An 18,759-nucleotide genomic window follows, 5' to 3' on the forward strand; every position below is an offset into this window, starting at 1 on the left:
CCGAGATCACCTGATTGTAACATTGCTGAACACACTTAAGTGTTTGGTGGAATCGGCCGCGTGGCAATGTCCAACATGGCCTTTGAGGGGAGAGCCAAAATGGGTTTCAGTGGTTTCGATATTGCGCTTCTTGTTCTTGTCGCCCTTGTCGTGCTGGTGCTTTTCAAGGGCATCCGGACAATTCCGCAAGGCTACAATTATACCGTCGAACGCTTTGGCCGTTACACCAAGACATTGAGCCCGGGCCTCAACCTCATCGTGCCCTTCGTCGACCGTATCGGCGCCAAGATGAACATGATGGAGCAGGTGCTCGACGTTCCGACCCAGGAGATCATCACCCGCGACAACGCCACCGTGGCCGTCGACGGCGTTGCCTTCTATCAGGTGCTCAACGCGGCGCAGGCCGCCTACCAGGTCGCCGGCCTGCAGAACGCTATCCTCAATTTGACGATGACCAACATCCGCACCGTGATGGGCTCGATGGACCTCGACGAGCTGTTGTCAAACCGTGATGCCATCAACGAGCGCCTGCTGCGCGTCGTTGATGAGGCCGCGCACCCCTGGGGTATCAAGATCACCCGTGTCGAGATCAAGGACATCAATCCACCGGCCAATCTCGTCGAATCGATGGGCCGCCAGATGATGGCCGAGCGCAACAAGCGCGCCCAGATCCTCGCCGCCGAAGGCCTCAAGCAATCGCAGATCCTGGAGGCCGAGGGCCGCAAGGAAGCCGCCTTCCGCGATGCCGAGGCGCGCGAGCGCTCGGCCGAGGCTGAAGCACGCGCCACGCAGGTGGTATCGGAGGCGATTTCCAAGGGTGACGTGCAGGCGCTCAACTACTTTGTCGCGCTGAAATACACCGAAGCGCTGACCAGGATCGGTGCAGCGACAAACAGCAAACTCGTGCTGATGCCGATAGAGGCTTCCTCACTGATCGGCACGCTCGGCGGCATTGGTGAAATCGCCAGGGAAGTTTTCAAGGGCGAAGGCACCGCCAGTCCAGCACGACAGGCCCGCCCGCCCGTGGTTCGTCCCAGCGAGACCTGAGGCCATGTTCGATCGCATCATTTCCGAACTCGGTCCGTGGAGCTGGATGGTCCTCGGCTTCGTCCTGCTGGTGATGGAGGTCGTCGCGCCGGGCATTTTCATGCTGTGGATCGGCATTGCCGCGCTGTTGATCGGCGTCGTCTCGCTGCTCATCTGGGACGCCGGTTTCTGGAGCTGGCAGGTCCAGGTCCTCGCCTTCCTCGCGCTGTCGCTGGTCTCGGCCTATGTCGGCAAGCGGCTGGTGGGCGGGCGGCATGAGGAAACCGACCAGCCGCTGCTCAACCGGCGCGGCGCGCAGATGGTCGGCCGGACGGCGACCCTTGCCGAGCCGATCAAGGATGGGCGCGGCCGCATCAAGCTCGGCGACACGTTGTGGCGCGTCTCCGGCCCTGACCTGCCGGCCGGCACGCAGGTGCGCGTGACCGGTGCCGCCGACACCGACCTGGAACTGACGGTCGAGGCAGTCTAGAAGCCCGCTAGGCAGCACCGATGCGCAGCAGGTCGTGCAGATGGACGAGCCCGATCGGCCGTCTGCCTTCGACCACCATCAGGCTGGTAATGGCAGAATCGTTGATCGTCTGCAGCGCCGTCGCAACCAGTGTGTCGGGCGCCGCCATTTTTGGCTCTCTGGTCATCACCTGATCCACGCTCATGGCCAGAAGATCGCTGCCGATATGGCGCCTGATGTCGCCATCGGTGATGATGCCGATCAGCTTGCCGTCCGCCGAAGTGACCGCCACGCAGCCAAACCCCTTGCGCGACAATTCGAGGATCGCCTCGCGCATGCCGGTGCCGGACGACACCAGAGGCAGCCTGTCGCCGACATGCATGATCTCGCGGATCTGCGTCAGGTTGGCTCCGAGCTGGCCGCCGGGATGGAACGTGCGGAAATGGTCCGGGGTGAAGCCGCGCGCCTCGAGCAACGCGATGGCCAGCGCATCGCCCATCACCATTTGCAGCAGCGTCGAGGTCGTCGGCGCAAGGCCGTGCGGACAGGCTTCCGGGGCTCGCGGCAGCAGAAGCACCACGTCGGCCGCACGCGCCAGAGCCGATTTTTCGCCGGCGGTGACCGCGACCAGCGGGATCGAGAAGCGCCTGGAATAGGCGATGATGCCCTTGAGCTCAAGGCTCTCCCCCGACCACGACAGGGCGATGATGGCGTCGTTCCGAGCGATCATGCCGAGGTCGCCGTGATTGGCTTCGGCAGGGTGGACGAAGAAGGCCGGCGTGCCGGTCGAAGCGAGCGTTGCGGCGATCTTCGAGCCGATATGGCCGCTTTTGCCGACCCCGGTGACGATGACGCGGCCATCGATCTGCGACACCATGTCGACTGCCCGTGCGAACGGCTCGGCCAGCCCGTTTTCGAGCGCGTCTGCCAGTGCCGCGACGCCGGCCTGCTCTGTCGCCACCGTTCTCAGCGCCGAGGCAATCGCGGCCTGCTCGTCGAGCGGCTTCCTGTCTGGGGATTTCACGTCCATGGACGATGCGATTAGCGCTTCGGCGCGCGCCTGTCCAACGGAATTGCCGCCCAGAACACCTTGGCGGGCGATCCCTCAACGCTCCGTTAACCATCCCCATTTACGGTTTCGTAAGTATGGCGCGCGTGCGCCGCGCAAGCAGTGGTGCCGATGTCCGGGTTTCAGCCTCAAAACAAAATAGGACGAAAGGGCAAGGCGGTTTGCGCTTTGCTGCTGGCAACCAGTGTTCTTGCGTTGTCGCGTCCGGCACTGCTTTGCGCCCAGGAAACCGAGCTGCGCGGTGAGGTTTCGGAATCGACAATCCTGGACGACCAGCAGTACAGGATCAGGCAGTTGGGCATGGCTGCTGCAACCGCCAACGACGATACGCCGCTGCCTACCTATCGTCCGGCCAGCCCGGGGGCCTTGCCTGACGACGGCACGGGCGAGGCGGCGGCCACAACCGGCGGCACTTTCGATCCACCAGCGGCCAGCGACGACCCGTTTGCCGACCCTGCTCCGCCGCCACGACGGCGGCCGAGCGCAACGCAACGCGCCGTCGAAGAAGGCAAGGCCAAAGATGAGGCCGTGGACAACAAGAAGAGCAAGAGAGGCGCCACTGCGACTGCAGCGACGCCGACGACCGACGACACCGACACCGCCGCCATAGACGAGCAGGATACGGCCAACCGCCGTGCGGTGACCATCGATTCCGCCGAAAGGCTCAAGCTCGACCCCGGCGCCGAGCGCACCGAAGCCATCGAAGGCCAGGACAAGAAGAACGAGGACGACCCGTTCGCCGCCACCGGCATCCAGCTCGGCTCCTTCGTGATCCGGCCGACGCTCGAGCAAGGCCTGACGTATTCAACAAACGCCGATTCGAGCAGCCTCGGCAAGCCGGCATTGCTGTCGGAAACGACGCTGCGCTTCAACGCCGTCTCCGACTGGCGGGAGAATTCGGCGACGATTGAGGGCTATGGCATCTTCCGCGAGACGTTGTCCGGCTATGACGTTCACGAGGCGCAAGGCCGCGTCGACGGCACGCTCAACATCGATCTCGACAATGATCTGCGCGCCATCGCCAAACTTGGCTACGAGGCCGTGCCCGAATCGGCCTCGGCGCCGGACGCCATCGTCGGCGCCGTTGGGCAGCCGGTGCGCCAGACCGTGAGCGGCAGCCTCGCCGTCGAGAAGGATGCGGGAAAGATGCGCTTCGCGCTGACCGGCGCGGTCGAGCACGACATCTTTGGTGACGCCAAGCTTTCGTCGGGGGGATCGCTGTCGCAGAAGGGCCGCGACTCGACGCTCTATACGGCCATTTTGCGCACCGGCTACGAGATCTCGCCTGCCATCACTCCGTTCACCGAAATCGAGGTCGGCCGGCGCGCTTATGATTTGCGCGTCGATCCAAACGGCTTCCAGCGCTCCTCGACGCGGCTTGGCGCACGGGCCGGCGTCGAGCTCGATCTCCGCGAGAAGCTTACCGGCGAGTTCTCGGTCGGCTGGCTGCGCGAAGCTATCGACGACAACGCCCTGCCGGCGATTTCGGGCGCGACGGTTAATGCCGATCTCAAATGGTCGCCGGAACGCGGCACCACGATCGGCCTCACCGCACAGACGACCGCCGAGAACACGACGAACGCGGGCGAAAGCGGCGACATGCTCTATTCCAGCAGCCTCACCGGCGAGCGGCAAATCCGCGCCAACCTGACCGGAAATGCCGCTCTCGGCGTTGAATGGCGCGACTATACCGGCTCCGACGATCATGATTTGACGCTGAGCGCCGAGGCTGGGCTGACATGGTGGCTGAACCGCTATGCCGGGCTCACCACCCGCGTCAGGACTGAAAAACTGACCAGCAACCTGGTTGGACGCGACTACACGGCCAACAGTATCTTCGTCGGCTTGAAGTTGCAGCGCTAATGCATGTCGCGCAAAAGTGTGCAGCGGTTTTGCGATAACGACATGCATAAAACAAGAACCTAAAGCGCATCGCATAAGGCTGGTCGAATGCGGCGCACTTTAGCCAGTCAGCGCGAACCGGTGTTGAAGCTAGAAGGCTACGCCGCGGCGTTCTGACGGCGCGAGTTCGTCGAGAAGCGTGCGAATGACACCGGCCATGCTTGCATTCATGTCGCTGCGCCACAGTGCGAAGGCAACGTTGGCCTCGACGAAGCCTTCGGGCGAGCCGCAGTCGAACGTCCGCCCGCGGTAGTGGTAGCCGTAGAAGGGCTGTTGCTTCTGCAGCTTCAGCATTGCATCGGTGAGCTGGATCTCGTTGCCGGCGCCTTTTTCCTGGCCTTCGAGTATCTTGAATATCTCCGGCTGCAGGATATAGCGCCCGTTGATGAAGAGGTTCGACGGCGCGGTGCCGGTCTTCGGCTTTTCCACCATGCCGGTGATGCTGAAACCGTGATGGGCGTCCTCGCCGCGGCCGACAATGCCGTATTTGTGCGCCTCGGCGGGATCGCATTCCTGCACGGCGACGATGTTGTTGCCGGTCTCGGCGTAAAGCTCGACCATGTCCTTCATGCAGCTTTTTTCCGACTGCATGATCATGTCGGGCAACAGCAGCGCAAAGGGCTCGTCGCCGACAAGCTCGCGCGCGCACCAGACGGCGTGGCCAAGGCCGAGCGGCACCTGCTGGCGGGTGAAGCTGGTCTGCCCCGGCGCCGGCTGCAGCCGCTGCAGGCGGGCGAGCTGATCATCCTTGCCACGCTGCGCAAGCGTGTCGTAGAGCTCGAACTGGACATCGAAGTGATCCTCGATGACCGCCTTATTGCGGCCGGTCACGAAGATGAAATGCTCGATCCCGGCTTCGCGCGCCTCATCGACCACATACTGGATGACCGGCCTGTCGACGACCGTCAGCATTTCCTTGGGAATGGCCTTGGTGGCGGGGAGAAAGCGCGTGCCGAGACCGGCAACCGGGAATACTGCCTTGCGAACTCTCTTCATGTGCCAATTATCCATTTGCATGCCGGTTCGGCAATCCCGATTCGAGACATTTTCATGCCGAAATCGAGCATTACTGAACGACGGGACAGAAATCTCAGCTGGTAAAGCGTCGACGCATCTTTTCATCCCGGACGGCACCTATGGTAAACCAAATGCTAACCGGGTTCGGCGATGAATAGTCTTCCTGAGATAAAGAAGGAGGAAAAGATGTCCGTTCGCAACGTCGCAAGGCGCTTCACCAGCGTCCTGACGGCCGCCAGCCTCTCGCTTGCCTTGCTCATGCCCAGCGGGCCGGCTTTTGCCGATGCCGGCTTCCGCCAATGGGTCGCCAGCTTCCGTGCTACCGCCGTGGCGAGCGGCGTTTCCGGCTCCGTCTACGACCAGGCATTCAAGGGCATCAGCGATGCTGATCCGATGGTGCTGGAAAAGGCCCGTACTCAACCCGAATTCACCGCACCCGCCTGGGATTATTTCGACAACCGCGTCCATGACCAGTCGGTCGCCGTCGGCCAGCAGATGGCAAGGAAATGGAAGCCGTGGCTGGACAGGATCGAGGCAAGATACGGCGTCGACCGCTACATCCTGCTGGCCATCTGGTCGATGGAGTCGAACTACGGCGAAACCCTCAAGCGCGATGACATCATGCGCAATGTCGTGCGCTCGCTGGCGACGCTTGGTTATGCCGACCCGAAGCGCGCGAAATTTGCCCGCACCCAGCTGATCGCGGCGCTGAAGATCCTGCAGACCGGCGACATCGACGAAAGCCATCTCAGCGGCTCTTGGGCCGGCGCGATGGGTCATACCCAGTTCATCCCCACCAGCTACCTGTCCTATGCGGTCGATATGGACGGCAACGGCAAGCGCGACATCTGGAATTCGATTCCCGACGCACTGGCGACAGCCGCCAATTTGCTGAGGAAGAACGGCTGGCAGGCAGGCAAGACCTGGGGTTATGAGGTCAGCCTTCCGGACGGCAAGAAGCTGCCCGGGGGCTCGAAGTCGCTGTCGCAATGGCAGGCGCTTGGCGTCACCCGTGCCAACGGCAAGCCATTCAAGAACGGTGGGGACAAGGCGACGTTGAAGCTGCCCGGTGGCCGGGGCGGGCCGGCTTTCCTGATGATCAAGAATTTCTCGGTCATCAAGCGCTACAACAATGCCGACAAATATGCGCTCGCCGTGGGCCTTCTTGCCGACGAAATCGCCGGCTATGGCGGGCTTGTGCAGGACTGGAAGCGACCGTTTACCAAGCTCTCCTTCGAGGAAAGGCAGGAGCTTCAGAAGCGACTTTCCGAGCACGGCTATTACGACGGCAAGTTCGATGGCAAGATCGGTGACGGATCGAAAACCGCCATCATGGCCTTCCAGGCAAAGGCCGGCTTGACCCAGGACGGGTATCCGAGCAAGGAAGTGCTCAAATGGCTCAGGCAAAACTAGAGCCGGTTACGGGATGGAGAGGGTGATTGGTTTCGGCTGCGCGCATCCGGTTGATCGTTCGTCGCGTGCCGATCCTCGTTCTGGCGATCGTCGTTCTGGCAGTCGGCGCGGCCAGCGCCTTTCATACCTCGGCCATGGCGCAGGAGCCGGAAAGTCGTGGCTGGTCGCTGCGCGACCTGTTGTTTCCGCGCAGAAGCGAGCGGTTTGAGCAGCCGCCGCCCGAATTCCCGAGAGAATTCCAGAGAACAAAGCCCAGACCCAAGCTGAGGAAGCCCCGGTCCGTTCGCCGGCCGGCGCCGGCCGAGCCGACAACCCCGGTGGCCGAGAAGGCGCCCGATGCGCGCGTCGTTCTGGTGGTCGGCGATTTCATGGCGTCTGGACTGGCTGAGGGGCTCGACGCCGCCTTTGCCGAAAACACCGGCGTCAGGATTGTCGTCCGCGCCAACGGCTCGTCCGGCTTCGTGCGCGACGATGTCTACAACTGGCCCGAACAGGTCAAGTCGCTGATCGCTGCCGAAAAACCGGCAGCCGTCGTCGTCATGCTCGGATCGAACGACCGTCAGCAGATGCGCGTCGGCGATGTGCGTGAGCAGCCGCGATCCGAAAACTGGACCAAGGAGTACGAGCGCCGGACCGAAGCGCTCGGCAAAGCCATCGCTTCAGCCAAGGTGCCGTATCTGTGGGTTGGCATGCCGGCCTTCCGGGTCTCGAAAATGACCTCCGACATGCTGGCCTTCAACGACATCTACCGCTCGTCCGCCGAAAGCCACGGCGGCGAATTCGTCGATGTCTGGGACGGGTTCGTCGACGAGAACGGCGCCTTTATCACCAGCGGACCGGACATAAACGGCCAATCGGTGCGCCTGCGCTCCGACGACGGCATCAACATGTCGAAGGCCGGCAAGCGCAAGCTCGCCTTCTACACCGAAAAGCCGCTGATGAAGATCCTTGGGCTGGCCGCTCCGGGAAGCGTGGTCACAGCTTCTGCCCCGGCCGGCGCTCCCGTCGAGGCGCCGGCACCTGCTGCCGCACCGATAGCCGCCGATCGCACTGTGCCGATGCTGCTCAGCGATCCGGCGCTGGACGGCGGCTCGGAACTTCTCGGCGCCGCCCCGCCGGCAAAGGCGGACAAGAATTTGCCCGGCGAAAAGCTGATCGTCGAGGGCAAGGCGACCGACGCCTCGCCCGGCCGCGCCGACGATTTCTCGTGGCCGCCCAAGATACAACCTGCGACTGCGGCTGCTGCATCCGACACGACGACGGCGATCCGGCAGTAAAACTGGCGACTCTTTCTGTAGAGTTTCGGAACGGACTCAGCGCGGCAGCACGCTCGATCCCATCAGAGACTCATCGATGGCGCGCGCCGCCTGGCGGCCCTCGCGGATTGCCCAGACGACCAGCGACTGGCCGCGCCGCACGTCGCCAGCCGCATAGAGCCTTTCGACGCTGGTTCTGTAATCGCGGTCATTGGCCTCGACGTTCTTCGAACGGCGGCTGTCGGTGACGATCGTCATCTGCCCGTCGAGTTCCGACACCGGCCCTCGAGCGGCTGGCCCGGCAAAGCCGATGGCGATGAACGCGAGATCGGCGCGGATGACGAATTCGGTGCCGGCGATCGGCTTGCGCTTTTCGTCGACCTCGCAGCATTTGACCCCGGTCAGCTGGCCGTCTTCGCCGATGAATTCAAGCGTCGCCACCTGGAATTCGCGCTCAGCGCCTTCGGCCTGCGAGGACGAGGTGCGCATCTTGGTCGCCCAGTAGGGCCAGACCGATAGCTTGTCTTCCTTTTCCGGCGGCTGCGGCCGGATGTCGAGCTGGGTGACGCGCACCGCGCCCTGGCGGAAGGCGGTACCGACGCAGTCGGAGGCAGTGTCGCCGCCGCCGACGACGACGACATGCTGGCCGCCGGCGACGATCGGGCGCGACGGCCATGCCACCGACTGGATCGGCTCGCCGCCGATGCGCTTGTTCTGCTGCACCAGATACGGCATCGCGTCGTGCACGCCGTCGAGATCGTCGCCCGGGATGTTGGCCGGGCGCGGCGTTTCGGAACCGCCGCAATAGAGCACCGCGTCGTATTCGGCGAGCAGTTCGGCGACCGGCTTGTCGACGCCGACATTGACGCCACAATGGAAGCTGACGCCCTCGCCCTGCATCTGCTCGATGCGCCGGTCGATATAATGCTTCTCGATCTTGAAATCGGGGATGCCGTAACGCATCAGCCCGCCCGGCCGGCTCTCGCGCTCATAGACGTGAACGTCATGGCCGGCGCGGCCAAGTTGCTGGGCGGCCGCCATGCCGGCCGGCCCCGAGCCGATGATCGCGACGCGCTTGCCGGTCTTCCGTTCCGGCGGATAGGGCCGGATATGGCCGGTTTCGTAGGCTTTGTCGGCAATCGCCTGCTCGATCGTCTTGATGGCGACCGGAATGTCCTCGAGGTTCAGCGTGCAGGCTTCCTCGCAAGGTGCCGGACAGATGCGGCCGGTGAATTCCGGAAAATTGTTGGTCGAATGCAGGTTGCGGATCGCGTTGTCCCAGTCGCCATTGTAGACGAGGTCGTTCCAGTCCGGGATCTGGTTGTGGATCGGGCAGCCGGTCGGTCCATGGCAATACGGAATGCCGCAATCCATGCAGCGCGCCGCCTGTTTCTCGACCTCCTTATCCGACATCGGCAGCGTGAACTCGCGGAAATGCCGGATGCGGTCGGAAGCCGGCTGGTACTTGTGCACCTGCCGATCGATCTCGAGAAACCCTGTTACCTTGCCCATAGTCCAGTCCCTGCTGTCCGGAAGGCACGCCTGGCGACGCACCCGTTAACCTCATAAGGCAGCCGTGGCAACCTTCAGTCCGAGGTCAGGATTGTTGATGAAGATGGTTGCCGGGACGCATGGCTTCCCGGCAATTTCCAAATCTATTCCGCCGCCACGTTCATGCGCATACGTTCCATCTCGATCAGCGCGCGGCGGTATTCGACCGGCATGATCTTCCGGAATTTCGGCCGGAAAATCGCCCAATCGTCGAGGATTTCGCGACCTCGTACCGAGCCCGTGTAGTGGACGTGGTTGGAGATCAACTGGTAGAGCCGCTCCTCGTCATGGCTGGTCATATCGCCGGATACGTCGACACGGCCCTTGTGGTCGAGATCGCCGCCATGGTGGAGCAGCTTTTCCATCAGGTCGTCCTCTTCCGGAACCGGCTCCAGCTCGACCATCGCCATGTTGCAGCGTTCGGCGAAATCGCCCGCCTCGTCGAGCACATAGGCGACGCCGCCCGACATGCCGGCGGCGAAGTTGCGACCGGTCTGGCCGATGACGACGACGATACCGCCGGTCATGTATTCGCAGCCATGGTCGCCGACGCCTTCGACGACGGCGGCGACGCCCGAATTGCGCACGGCAAAACGCTCGCCGGCGACGCCGCAGAAATAGGCCTCGCCCTCGGTCGCGCCGTAGAGCACGGTATTGCCGACAATAATGGACTCGGCAGCAACGATTTTCGTGTTCTCCGGCGGACGGATGACGATGCGGCCGCCCGACAGGCCCTTGCCGACATAGTCGTTGGCCGCGCCTACCAGTTCGAACGAGACGCCGCGCGCCAGGAAGGCGGCGAAGGACTGGCCGGCCGTGCCGGTGAGCTTGACCGAGATCGTGTCCTCGCGCAGGCCCTTGTGCTTGAAGCGCTTTGCCACTTCACCCGACAGCATGGCGCCGGTCGAACGGTCGACGTTGCGGATCGGCAGTTCGATGCTGACTGGCTGCCTGGCTTCGAGCGCCGGCTTTGCCAGTTCGATCAGCTTGCGGTCGAGCACGTCGTCGATCGGATGCTTCTGCCGCTCGGTCCAGTGCACCGCCTCGTGCGGCGCATCCGGCTTGTAGAACATCTTGCTGAAGTCGAGCCCGCGCGCCTTCCAGTGCTGGATCAGCTCGCGCTTTTCCAGAAGGTCGGTGTCGCCGATGATCTGGTCGAGATGGGTGTAGCCCATCTCGGCGAGCAGCGCCCGGACCTCTTCCGCCACATAGAAGAAGAAGTTGATGACGTGCTCGGGCGTGCCCTTGAAGCGCTTGCGCAGTACCGGGTCCTGCGTCGCGACGCCGACCGGGCAGGTGTTGAGATGGCACTTGCGCATCATGATGCAGCCGGCCGCGATCAACGGCGCGGTCGAGAAACCGAACTCGTCGGCGCCGAGCAGCGCGCCGATGACAACGTCCCGCCCGGTGCGCAGGCCGCCATCGACCTGCAGCGCGACGCGCGACCTGAGGCCGTTGAGCACCAGCGTCTGGTGCGTCTCGGCAAGGCCCATTTCCCACGGACTGCCGGCATGCTTGAGCGAGGTCAGCGGTGAAGCGCCAGTGCCGCCGTCATAGCCTGATATGGTGATGTGATCGGCACGCGCCTTGGCGACGCCGGCCGCAACCGTGCCGACACCGACTTCCGAGACCAGCTTGACCGATACGTCCGCCGCCGGATTGACGTTCTTTAGGTCGTAGATGAGCTGCGCCAGATCCTCGATCGAATAGATATCGTGATGCGGCGGCGGCGAGATCAGGCCGACGCCCGGCGTCGAATGCCTGACTTTGGCGATGGTCGCGTCGACCTTGTGGCCCGGCAACTGGCCGCCCTCGCCGGGCTTTGCCCCTTGCGCGACCTTGATCTGCATCATGTCGGAATTGACAAGATACTCCGCCGTGACGCCAAAGCGTCCCGAGGCGACCTGCTTGATCGCCGAGCGTTCGGGGTTCTTGCCGCCGCCCGGCAGTGGCAGATAGCGGTCGGCCTCTTCGCCGCCCTCGCCGGTGTTCGACTTGCCGCCGATGGCGTTCATGGCGCGCGCCAGCGTCGTGTGCGCTTCCCTGGAGATCGAGCCGAAGGACATCGCCCCGGTCGAGAACCGCTTGACGATGTCGGCCGCCGGCATGACCTCGTCGAGCGAAACCTTCTTGCGCCCAGTTTCTTCCGCGAGCCTGATCTTGAACAGGCCGCGAATGGTCTGGGCACGGGCCGTCTCGCTGTCGATCTGGGCGGAATAGTCCTTGAACGTTTCCCACGAGCCCTGGCGCACGGCGTGCTGCAAGGTGGCCACCGCATCCGGCGACCAGATGTGTGCTTCACCGCGCATGCGGAACACGTATTCGCCGCCCACCTCGAGGCTGTTGCGCAGCACCGGGTCGTTGCCGAAACCATCGGTATGGCGGCTGAGCGTCTCGGCCGCGATCTCGTCCAGTCCGACGCCCTCGATCAGTGTCGCGGTGCCGGTGAAGTATTGCTGCACGAAATCGGTCTTCAGCCCGATGGCGTCGAAGATCTGCGCGCCGCAATAGGACTGGTAGGTCGAGATGCCCATCTTGGACATCACCTTGAGGATGCCCTTGCCGATCGACTTGATGTAGCGGGAGACCACTTCGTAGGCGTCCACCTCTTTCGGCAGTTCGCCACGCTTGTGCATATCGAGCAGCGTGTCGAAGGCAAGATAAGGGTTGATCGCCTCGGCGCCATAGCCGGCAAGGCAGCAGAAATGATGCACTTCGCGCGGCTCGCCGGATTCCACGACCAGCCCGACCGAAGTGCGCAATCCCTTGCGGATCAGGTGGTGGTGCACCGCGGCTGTCGCCAGAAGCGCCGGGATGGCGATCCGGTCCGGCCCGACCTGGCGGTCGGACAGGATGATGATGTTGTAGCCGCCGGCGACCGCCGCCTCCGCCCGCTCACACAAGCGGTCGATGGCACCCTGCATGCCCGCTGCGCCCTCGTTCGAGCCATAGGTAATGTCGATCGTCTTGGTGTCGAACCGGTCCTCGGTGTGGCCGATGGAGCGGATCTTTTCGAGATCGCCATTGGTCAGGATCGGCTGGCGCACCTCGAGCCGCTTGCGGCGCGAATTGCCAACCAGGTCGAAGATGTTGGGCCGCGGCCCGATGAAGGACACCAGGCTCATCACCAACTCCTCGCGGATTGGGTCGATCGGCGGGTTAGTGACCTGAGCAAAGTTCTGCTTGAAATAGGTGTAGAGCAGCTTCGACTTGTCCGACATCGCCGAGATCGGCGTGTCGGTGCCCATCGATCCCACGGCTTCCTGGCCGGTGGTCGCCATCGGCGACATCAACAGCTTGGTGTCTTCCTGGCTGTAGCCGAACGCCTGCTGGCGATCGAGCAGGCTGACATCCCTGCGCAATTCGCGCGGCTCGACCGGCTTCAGGTCTTCGAGGATGAGCTGCGTGTTGGCGAGCCAGCTCTTGTACGGATGCCTGGTCGCAATCTCCGACTTGAGCTCCTCGTCAGAGACGATGCGGCCCTTCTCGAGGTCGATCAGAAGCATACGGCCGGGCTGCAGCCGCCACTTCTTGACAATCCTCTCCTCCGGCACCGGCAGCACGCCGGCTTCCGAGGCCATGATGACGCGGTCATCGTCGGTGACGATGTAGCGTGCCGGGCGCAGACCGTTGCGGTCGAGCGTGGCGCCGATCTGGCGGCCATCGGTAAAGACCACCGCCGCCGGTCCGTCCCACGGCTCCATCAGCGCGGCATGGTATTCATAGAAAGCCTTGCGGTCGGCATCCATGAGCTTGTTGCCGGCCCAGGCTTCCGGGATCAGCATCATCATGGCGTGGCTGAGGCTGTACCCGCCCTGGAACAGGAACTCGAGCGCATTGTCGAAGCAGGCGGTGTCTGACTGGCCGTCGTAGGAGATTGGCCAAAGCTTCGAGATGTTGTTGCCGAACAGTTCGGAATCGACGGACGCCTGTCGCGCCGCCATCCAGTTGTTGTTGCCGCGCACGGTGTTGATCTCGCCATTGTGTGCGACCATGCGGTAGGGATGCGCCAGCTTCCACGACGGGAACGTGTTGGTCGAGAAGCGCTGGTGGACCAGGATCAGCGCGGTTTCGAAGCGCGGATCGGTGAGGTCCTTGTAATAGGCGCCGACCTGGTAGGCCAGGAACATGCCCTTGTAGACGATGGTGCGCGCCGACAGCGACACGCAGTAGGAACCGATGTCCTTGTTGTCGTTCTCGGCGTAGATGCGGCCCGATATCACCTTGCGCAACAGATAGAGCCTGGCCTCGTACTCCTCGTCGTCAAGAATGTCGGCTGTACGGCCGATGAATATCTGACGATGGAACGGCTCGGACGCCACGATATCAGGCGCCGTCGACAAGGACGAATTGTCGACGGGCACATCACGGAAACCGATGAGCGGAAGCCCCTCGGACTGCGCCGATTCGGCAATGATGTCCTCGATGTGAGCACGAAGTGCTGCATCCTGCGGCATGAACCAGTGTCCGACACCGTACTGACCGGCCGGCGGCAGTTCGATGCCCTGGGCTGCCATCTCTTCGCGGAAGAAACGGTCTGGAAGCTGCACCAGCACGCCGGCGCCATCGCCGGCCAGCGGATCGGCGCCGACGGCCCCGCGATGCGTCAGGTTTTCGAGCACGGCAAGGCCGTCCTCGACGATCTGATGCGACTTCACGCCCTTCATGTTGACGATGAAGCCGACGCCGCAGGCATCATGCTCGTTGCGCGGATCGTAGAGGCCGTGCGCGGCATAGCCGGTGCTGGTTCGCCCAATATTGGTCAGGGACGGATTTTTGACGGCTGCCGCTTTCGTCTGCGCGGCCTTCGTCGCAGATGGCGTCATGTCCGTCATCGTCCTGTCCTCCGTTCCGTCCCCTTCGGGCGCTGGTTTCCGTCGGGAAGCGCGTGGCTCCCCTTTCAATCTTGCGGCACGTCTGGCGAAATTCTTGCCGACCGTGCGGCTTTCCGCATGGCTCGCATATGGTATTCGTACAGGCCAGAGCCAGGCTGTCTAGCTGTCGCTCGCGGCAATGGCCGTAGAGGCGCAATCATATGCCAATGCGGCCAGTTTTGTGCGACAAAATAAGACAGCACTACTGTCCTAAATTTTTATGACAGAAATCTTGAGCGCATACAAGACCGATTCACAAAATTATTGGAGCGTTGGCGACAGAAAATTGCGCGGAACGCGGCGACAGCGTAACCTTCAGTCGCTGCATTTACGGTCCGGCTTTCACTGGCTTTAGCGGATTTTCGGCATCTGCCATTTGCGGCCGGCATGCGAAAGCGGCCAAGCTCGCACCAATTTCCCCAGCATAGGCAGACGCATGATTTTCGCTTCCGACAATTGGGCAGGCGCCCATCCCCGTATCGCTGCCGGCCTGTCGGCCCATACCGACGGCTTCTCCACCGCCTATGGCGACGGTATACTCGATAAGGCCGTTTACCAGCGCTTCAATGAAATCTTCGAATGCGAGGTCGCGGTGTTTTTCGTGGCCACCGGCACCGCAGCCAATTCGCTGTCGCTGACTACCTACAACAAGCCAGGCGGCATTTCCTTCTGCCATCGCGAATCGCATGTCATCGAGGACGAATGCGGTGCACCGGAATATTTCACCGGCGGTTCGCGGCTTTATACAATCGACGGCGCACTCGGCAAGATCGATGCCGGCGATCTGGAACGGGCAGTGGACCGTTTCGCACCCGAAAACGTCCATTCCGGGCGGCCGATGGCGGTTTCGATCACCCAATCGACCGAGGTCGGCACCGTGTACACGCTGAACGAAATCGCCAGGATTTCGGCGATTGCAAAGCAGCACGGATTGCCGCTGCACATGGACGGGGCCCGCTTTGCCAATGCGCTCGTCGCGCTGGGAACGACGCCGGCGGAAATGACCTGGAAGCACGGCGTCGACATCCTTTCCTTCGGCGGCACCAAGAATGGCTGCTGGTGCGCCGAGGCGATCGTGCTGTTCGACCTCGAGCGAGCCAAGGAATTGGCGTTTTTGCGCAAGCGCGCCGCCCAACTGTTCTCGAAATCGCGCTTCATCGCCGCGCAATTCGATGCTTATTTCAGGGGTGGGCTATGGCTCGACACGGCACGGCACGCCAATGCGATGGCGGCACGCCTAGCCGCGGCGATCGAAGATTCCCCTTCAGCCCGGCTGGCCTGGCTACCGCAGGCGAACGAGGTCTTCGCGGTCATGAAAAAGGCCGAGGCCGAAAGAGTGCAAGCAGCAGGCGCCGTGTTCCACGACTGGCATAGGCCGCTCGGCTACGACAACCATGTCGGCGAGGACGAAGCTCTCTATCGCTTCGTCACCAGCTTCGCGACCACGGCCGACGAGGTCGACCGTTTCGGCTACCTGCTCGCCGGATAGCAAGTCTTACCACCAGCAAAAAGGGGCGGCGCATTTGCTGCACCGCCCCTTTTTCCCGGGGAGTTGGCGTCCCGGGGAGTTTAGCTGCCCGATTTAGGCGGCGGTCTTGGCCTCGATCTGCTTGGCCTTGGCCGGAGCCGAGGTGATCGCGATCTTGCGCGGCTTCAGCTCTTCGGGGATGTTGCGCTTGAGGTCGACAAAAAGCAGGCCGTTCTTCAGCGCGGCGCCGACAACCTCGACGTGATCGGCAAGCTGGAAGCGGCGCTCGAAGGCTCGGCTGGCGATACCGCGATAGAGCAGTTCGGAGCCTTCGCCATTGCCTTCCTCCTTGCGCTCACCCTTGACGGTCAGCACATTGCGGTGAGCTTCGATCGAAATCTCATCTTCCGAGAAGCCGGCCACAGCCATCGAGATGCGATAGGCGTCCTCGCCGGTGCGCTCGATGTTGTAAGGCGGATAGGTCTGGCCTTCCGGCTGCGCAAGCGAATCGAGCATGGTGAACAGCCGGTCAAAACCGACGGTCGAACGGTAGAGCGGGGAAAAATCAACGTGACGCATGGTGTGTTCTCCTGTTGAGCAACAAGGTTTGCGTATGGCCGGTGCGAAACCCGTGACGGCGTTCCGGATGGGCCAGCGGCCCCGACATTGGCGGCCGCATAACAAATTTGGGAAGCGGGCGACGGCATTTCAAGATTTGCCCGCGTCCGAACCGCATCGGCCCCTGATCACGTCCCGATGCCGATGAACGGCAGATGAACCGTGGCTTCGGCGAGCGTTCAGCCAGACGGCATTAAAACTGTTCTCGAGATCAGAAACAGGTCGCCTGAGAAGGCGACACGACGAGGCCGAACCGGGTGTAACGTCCCTTCCTCCCGGGTCGACAGAGGCCGGAAGCACGCCCTAGGCTGCTTCCGGCCTTACTTGTTCGCTGCCTGGGTCGACGTCCCCGGCGTCCCGAATTCCTTTGCTTTTGGCGCATGGGCGTTTATGCCTGACTTGCGCCCACGCCGTCACCGACGCCAAGCAAACACCGTATGACCGATCTGTTCCCCCAGCCCTCCCTGTTCTACGAAACTCCAGGCAATCCGCTGCCGGAAAACGCGGCCGGCGGCTTCTTCACCACGCGCGACGGCAAGAAGATCCGCTATGGGCTGTTTGCCGCGGTTGCCCGCCCGATGAAGGGCACCGTCGTCGTCCTGACCGGCCGCAACGAGTGCATCGAGAAGTATTTCGAGACCATTCGCAACCTTGCCGACCGGGGTTTTGGCGTGGCGACCCTCGACTGGCGCGGCCAAGGCGCTTCCGACCGGATGATCGGCGATCGCCAGCGCGGCTACGTCCGAAGCTTTTTCGACTATACCGGCGATCTCGAGCAGTTCTTCGAAGAGATCGTGCTGCCCGATTGCCGGGGACCCTACTACATACTGGCCCATTCGGCCGGGGCGGTAATTGCGCTGCTCGCCGCACCCTCAATGGCGAACCGCGTACGTCGCATGGTGCTGATCGCACCGTTCTTCACCGTGCCTGACCTCCCGGTTTCGGTAAAAACCGTTCGCCGCATCTGTTCGCTGTTCTGCCTTCTCGGCCTTGGCCGGCTCTATGCCGCATGGGGGCCGCGGCCGAAGGAATCGGTGCCCTTCGCCATAAACAAGCTGACCAGCGACCCGGAACGCTATCGACGCAACACGCTGATCTACGAAACCTATCCGCAGCTGGCGCTCGGCGGACCGACGATCTGCTGGCTGAAGGCGGCCACGGAGGCGTCCTTGATCGTCAGCGACCGGGATTTCATGGCCAAGGTCCAGGTGCCATTGCTGATGATCGCCGCCGGCGCCGACCAGGTCGTCTCGACCAGGGCAGTCGAAGCCTATGCAAGACGTCTGCGCGTCGGCTCGCTAGTGATGATCGACGGCGCTCGCCACGAGATCCTGCAGGAAGCCGACCTCTATCGCGAGCAACTGCTTGCGGCATTCGATGCTTTCATCCCAGGAACCGGCGACGCTGTTTGACCGCTTCGCCCGCGCCCGGCAACAAAGCCTGCGCGGGTTGCTTGCCCGGCGCAGCTTGCCCCTTATTCCCGTTCAGGCATCGAGCGCTAGGTAGCGGCCAAAGAGATTGGCGGCAATTCGGCAGAGACCGGGAGAAAAACGACCATGAACGCATCGAACACGCTGTCACGTCAGGGGCATCGGCTACTGCAGATTGGCGTCGCGCTGCTGCTGTTTTCGTCATTCGAAGGGTTTGCAATACCCTACCTCGCCGCACCGCGGCTCGGACTGTCCGCGCACACGCTCAGCGCCCTGGAGGGCGTTCTTTTGCTGGCGCTAGGCCTCACATGGTCTAGGCTCAATCTCGGCGCGGCGATGTCGCGGATTGCGTTCTGGCTGCTGATCTATTCGGCTTTGGCGATCCTGGCCGCCTACGTGATCGCCAGCGCCTGGGGGGCCGGCAACGAGACAATGCCGTTGGCGGCCGGAGCCTTCCACGGAAGTGCCTTTCAGGAAACCGTCATCAAAGGCGTGGCGTATTCGTCTGCGCCGACCGGCCTCATCTCTTTCGTGCTCATTTTGTGGGGCCTGCGTCTCTCGGACGCTTGGCCTGCCGATAGCTAATGCATGCCCCGCAAAAGTGCGCAGCGGTTTTGCGATACGACATCCAAACGAGCGCGTCTCCCATGAGTCGATTCAAACCCG

13 protein-coding genes are annotated in these 18,759 nt (G+C 62.8%); 8 read left to right on the top strand and 5 right to left on the bottom strand.

The window, feature by feature from the left end; genetic code table 11:
• The first annotated feature begins 99 nt into the window (after positions 1-99).
• A complete protein-coding gene (locus NKH71_RS06035; protein ID WP_023719098.1) occupies positions 100-1,047 on the top strand; it encodes an SPFH domain-containing protein in 948 nt (315 codons plus the stop codon).
• A 4-nt stretch (positions 1,048-1,051) separates the two neighbouring features.
• Entirely contained in the window at positions 1,052-1,516 is a 465-nt protein-coding gene (locus NKH71_RS06040; RefSeq protein WP_023719097.1) for an NfeD family protein, read from the top strand.
• Positions 1,517-1,523: 7 nt separating this feature from the next.
• On the opposite strand, the gene NKH71_RS06045 is transcribed toward NKH71_RS06040, so the two are convergent.
• Complete coding sequence (locus NKH71_RS06045; protein ID WP_023719096.1) at positions 1,524-2,525, bottom strand: KpsF/GutQ family sugar-phosphate isomerase; 1,002 nt, start codon at positions 2,523-2,525, stop codon at positions 1,524-1,526.
• 150 nt (positions 2,526-2,675) lie between these two features.
• Here NKH71_RS06045 and NKH71_RS06050 point away from each other — a divergent pair, with 150 nt between their 5' ends.
• Positions 2,676-4,427, top strand: coding sequence for an outer membrane beta-barrel protein (locus NKH71_RS06050; protein ID WP_352481934.1), 1,752 nt, complete (start codon positions 2,676-2,678; stop codon positions 4,425-4,427).
• A gap of 129 nt (positions 4,428-4,556) precedes the next feature.
• On the opposite strand, the gene galU is transcribed toward NKH71_RS06050, so the two are convergent.
• Complete coding sequence (gene galU / locus NKH71_RS06055) at positions 4,557-5,462, bottom strand: UTP--glucose-1-phosphate uridylyltransferase GalU (protein WP_023719094.1); 906 nt, start codon at positions 5,460-5,462, stop codon at positions 4,557-4,559.
• A 207-nt stretch (positions 5,463-5,669) separates the two neighbouring features.
• Between galU and NKH71_RS06060 the strand changes: the two genes are divergently transcribed.
• Positions 5,670-6,896, top strand: coding sequence for a lytic murein transglycosylase (locus NKH71_RS06060; protein WP_023719093.1), 1,227 nt, complete (start codon positions 5,670-5,672; stop codon positions 6,894-6,896).
• Between the two features lie 26 nt (positions 6,897-6,922).
• Entirely contained in the window at positions 6,923-8,173 is a 1,251-nt protein-coding gene (locus NKH71_RS06065; RefSeq protein WP_352494705.1) for an SGNH/GDSL hydrolase family protein, read from the top strand.
• A 36-nt stretch (positions 8,174-8,209) separates the two neighbouring features.
• Here the strand turns inward: NKH71_RS06065 and NKH71_RS06070 are convergent, their stop codons facing one another.
• On the bottom strand, positions 8,210-9,664 hold the full coding sequence (locus NKH71_RS06070; protein ID WP_023719091.1) for a glutamate synthase subunit beta: 1,455 nt from the start codon (positions 9,662-9,664) through the stop codon (positions 8,210-8,212).
• Positions 9,665-9,807: 143 nt separating this feature from the next.
• Positions 9,808-14,538, bottom strand: a complete 4,731-nt coding sequence (gltB, locus tag NKH71_RS06075) for a glutamate synthase large subunit (protein ID WP_023719090.1) — start codon at positions 14,536-14,538, stop codon at positions 9,808-9,810.
• Positions 14,539-15,013: 475 nt separating this feature from the next.
• Here gltB and NKH71_RS06080 point away from each other — a divergent pair, with 475 nt between their 5' ends.
• On the top strand, positions 15,014-16,066 hold the full coding sequence (locus NKH71_RS06080; protein ID WP_352590566.1) for a threonine aldolase family protein: 1,053 nt from the start codon (positions 15,014-15,016) through the stop codon (positions 16,064-16,066).
• Positions 16,067-16,159: 93 nt separating this feature from the next.
• Here the strand turns inward: NKH71_RS06080 and NKH71_RS06085 are convergent, their stop codons facing one another.
• The gene (locus NKH71_RS06085; RefSeq protein ID WP_023675381.1) at positions 16,160-16,624 is read right to left on the bottom strand and encodes an Hsp20 family protein; all 465 of its coding nucleotides are present in this window, start codon (positions 16,622-16,624) and stop codon (positions 16,160-16,162) included.
• 476 nt (positions 16,625-17,100) lie between these two features.
• On the opposite strand from NKH71_RS06085, the gene NKH71_RS06090 reads away from it, so the two are divergent.
• Together NKH71_RS06090 and NKH71_RS06095 are read left to right on the top strand one after the other, a co-directional pair.
• The gene (locus NKH71_RS06090) at positions 17,101-18,075 is read left to right on the top strand and encodes an alpha/beta fold hydrolase (RefSeq protein ID WP_023719088.1); all 975 of its coding nucleotides are present in this window, start codon (positions 17,101-17,103) and stop codon (positions 18,073-18,075) included.
• Between the two features lie 144 nt (positions 18,076-18,219).
• Positions 18,220-18,678, top strand: a complete 459-nt coding sequence (locus tag NKH71_RS06095) for a styrene oxide isomerase (protein WP_023719087.1) — start codon at positions 18,220-18,222, stop codon at positions 18,676-18,678.
• Positions 18,679-18,759: the final 81 nt, after the last annotated feature.

The organism is Mesorhizobium sp. M0983 (assembly GCF_040318975.1).
GTDB lineage: Bacteria > Pseudomonadota > Alphaproteobacteria > Rhizobiales > Rhizobiaceae > Mesorhizobium.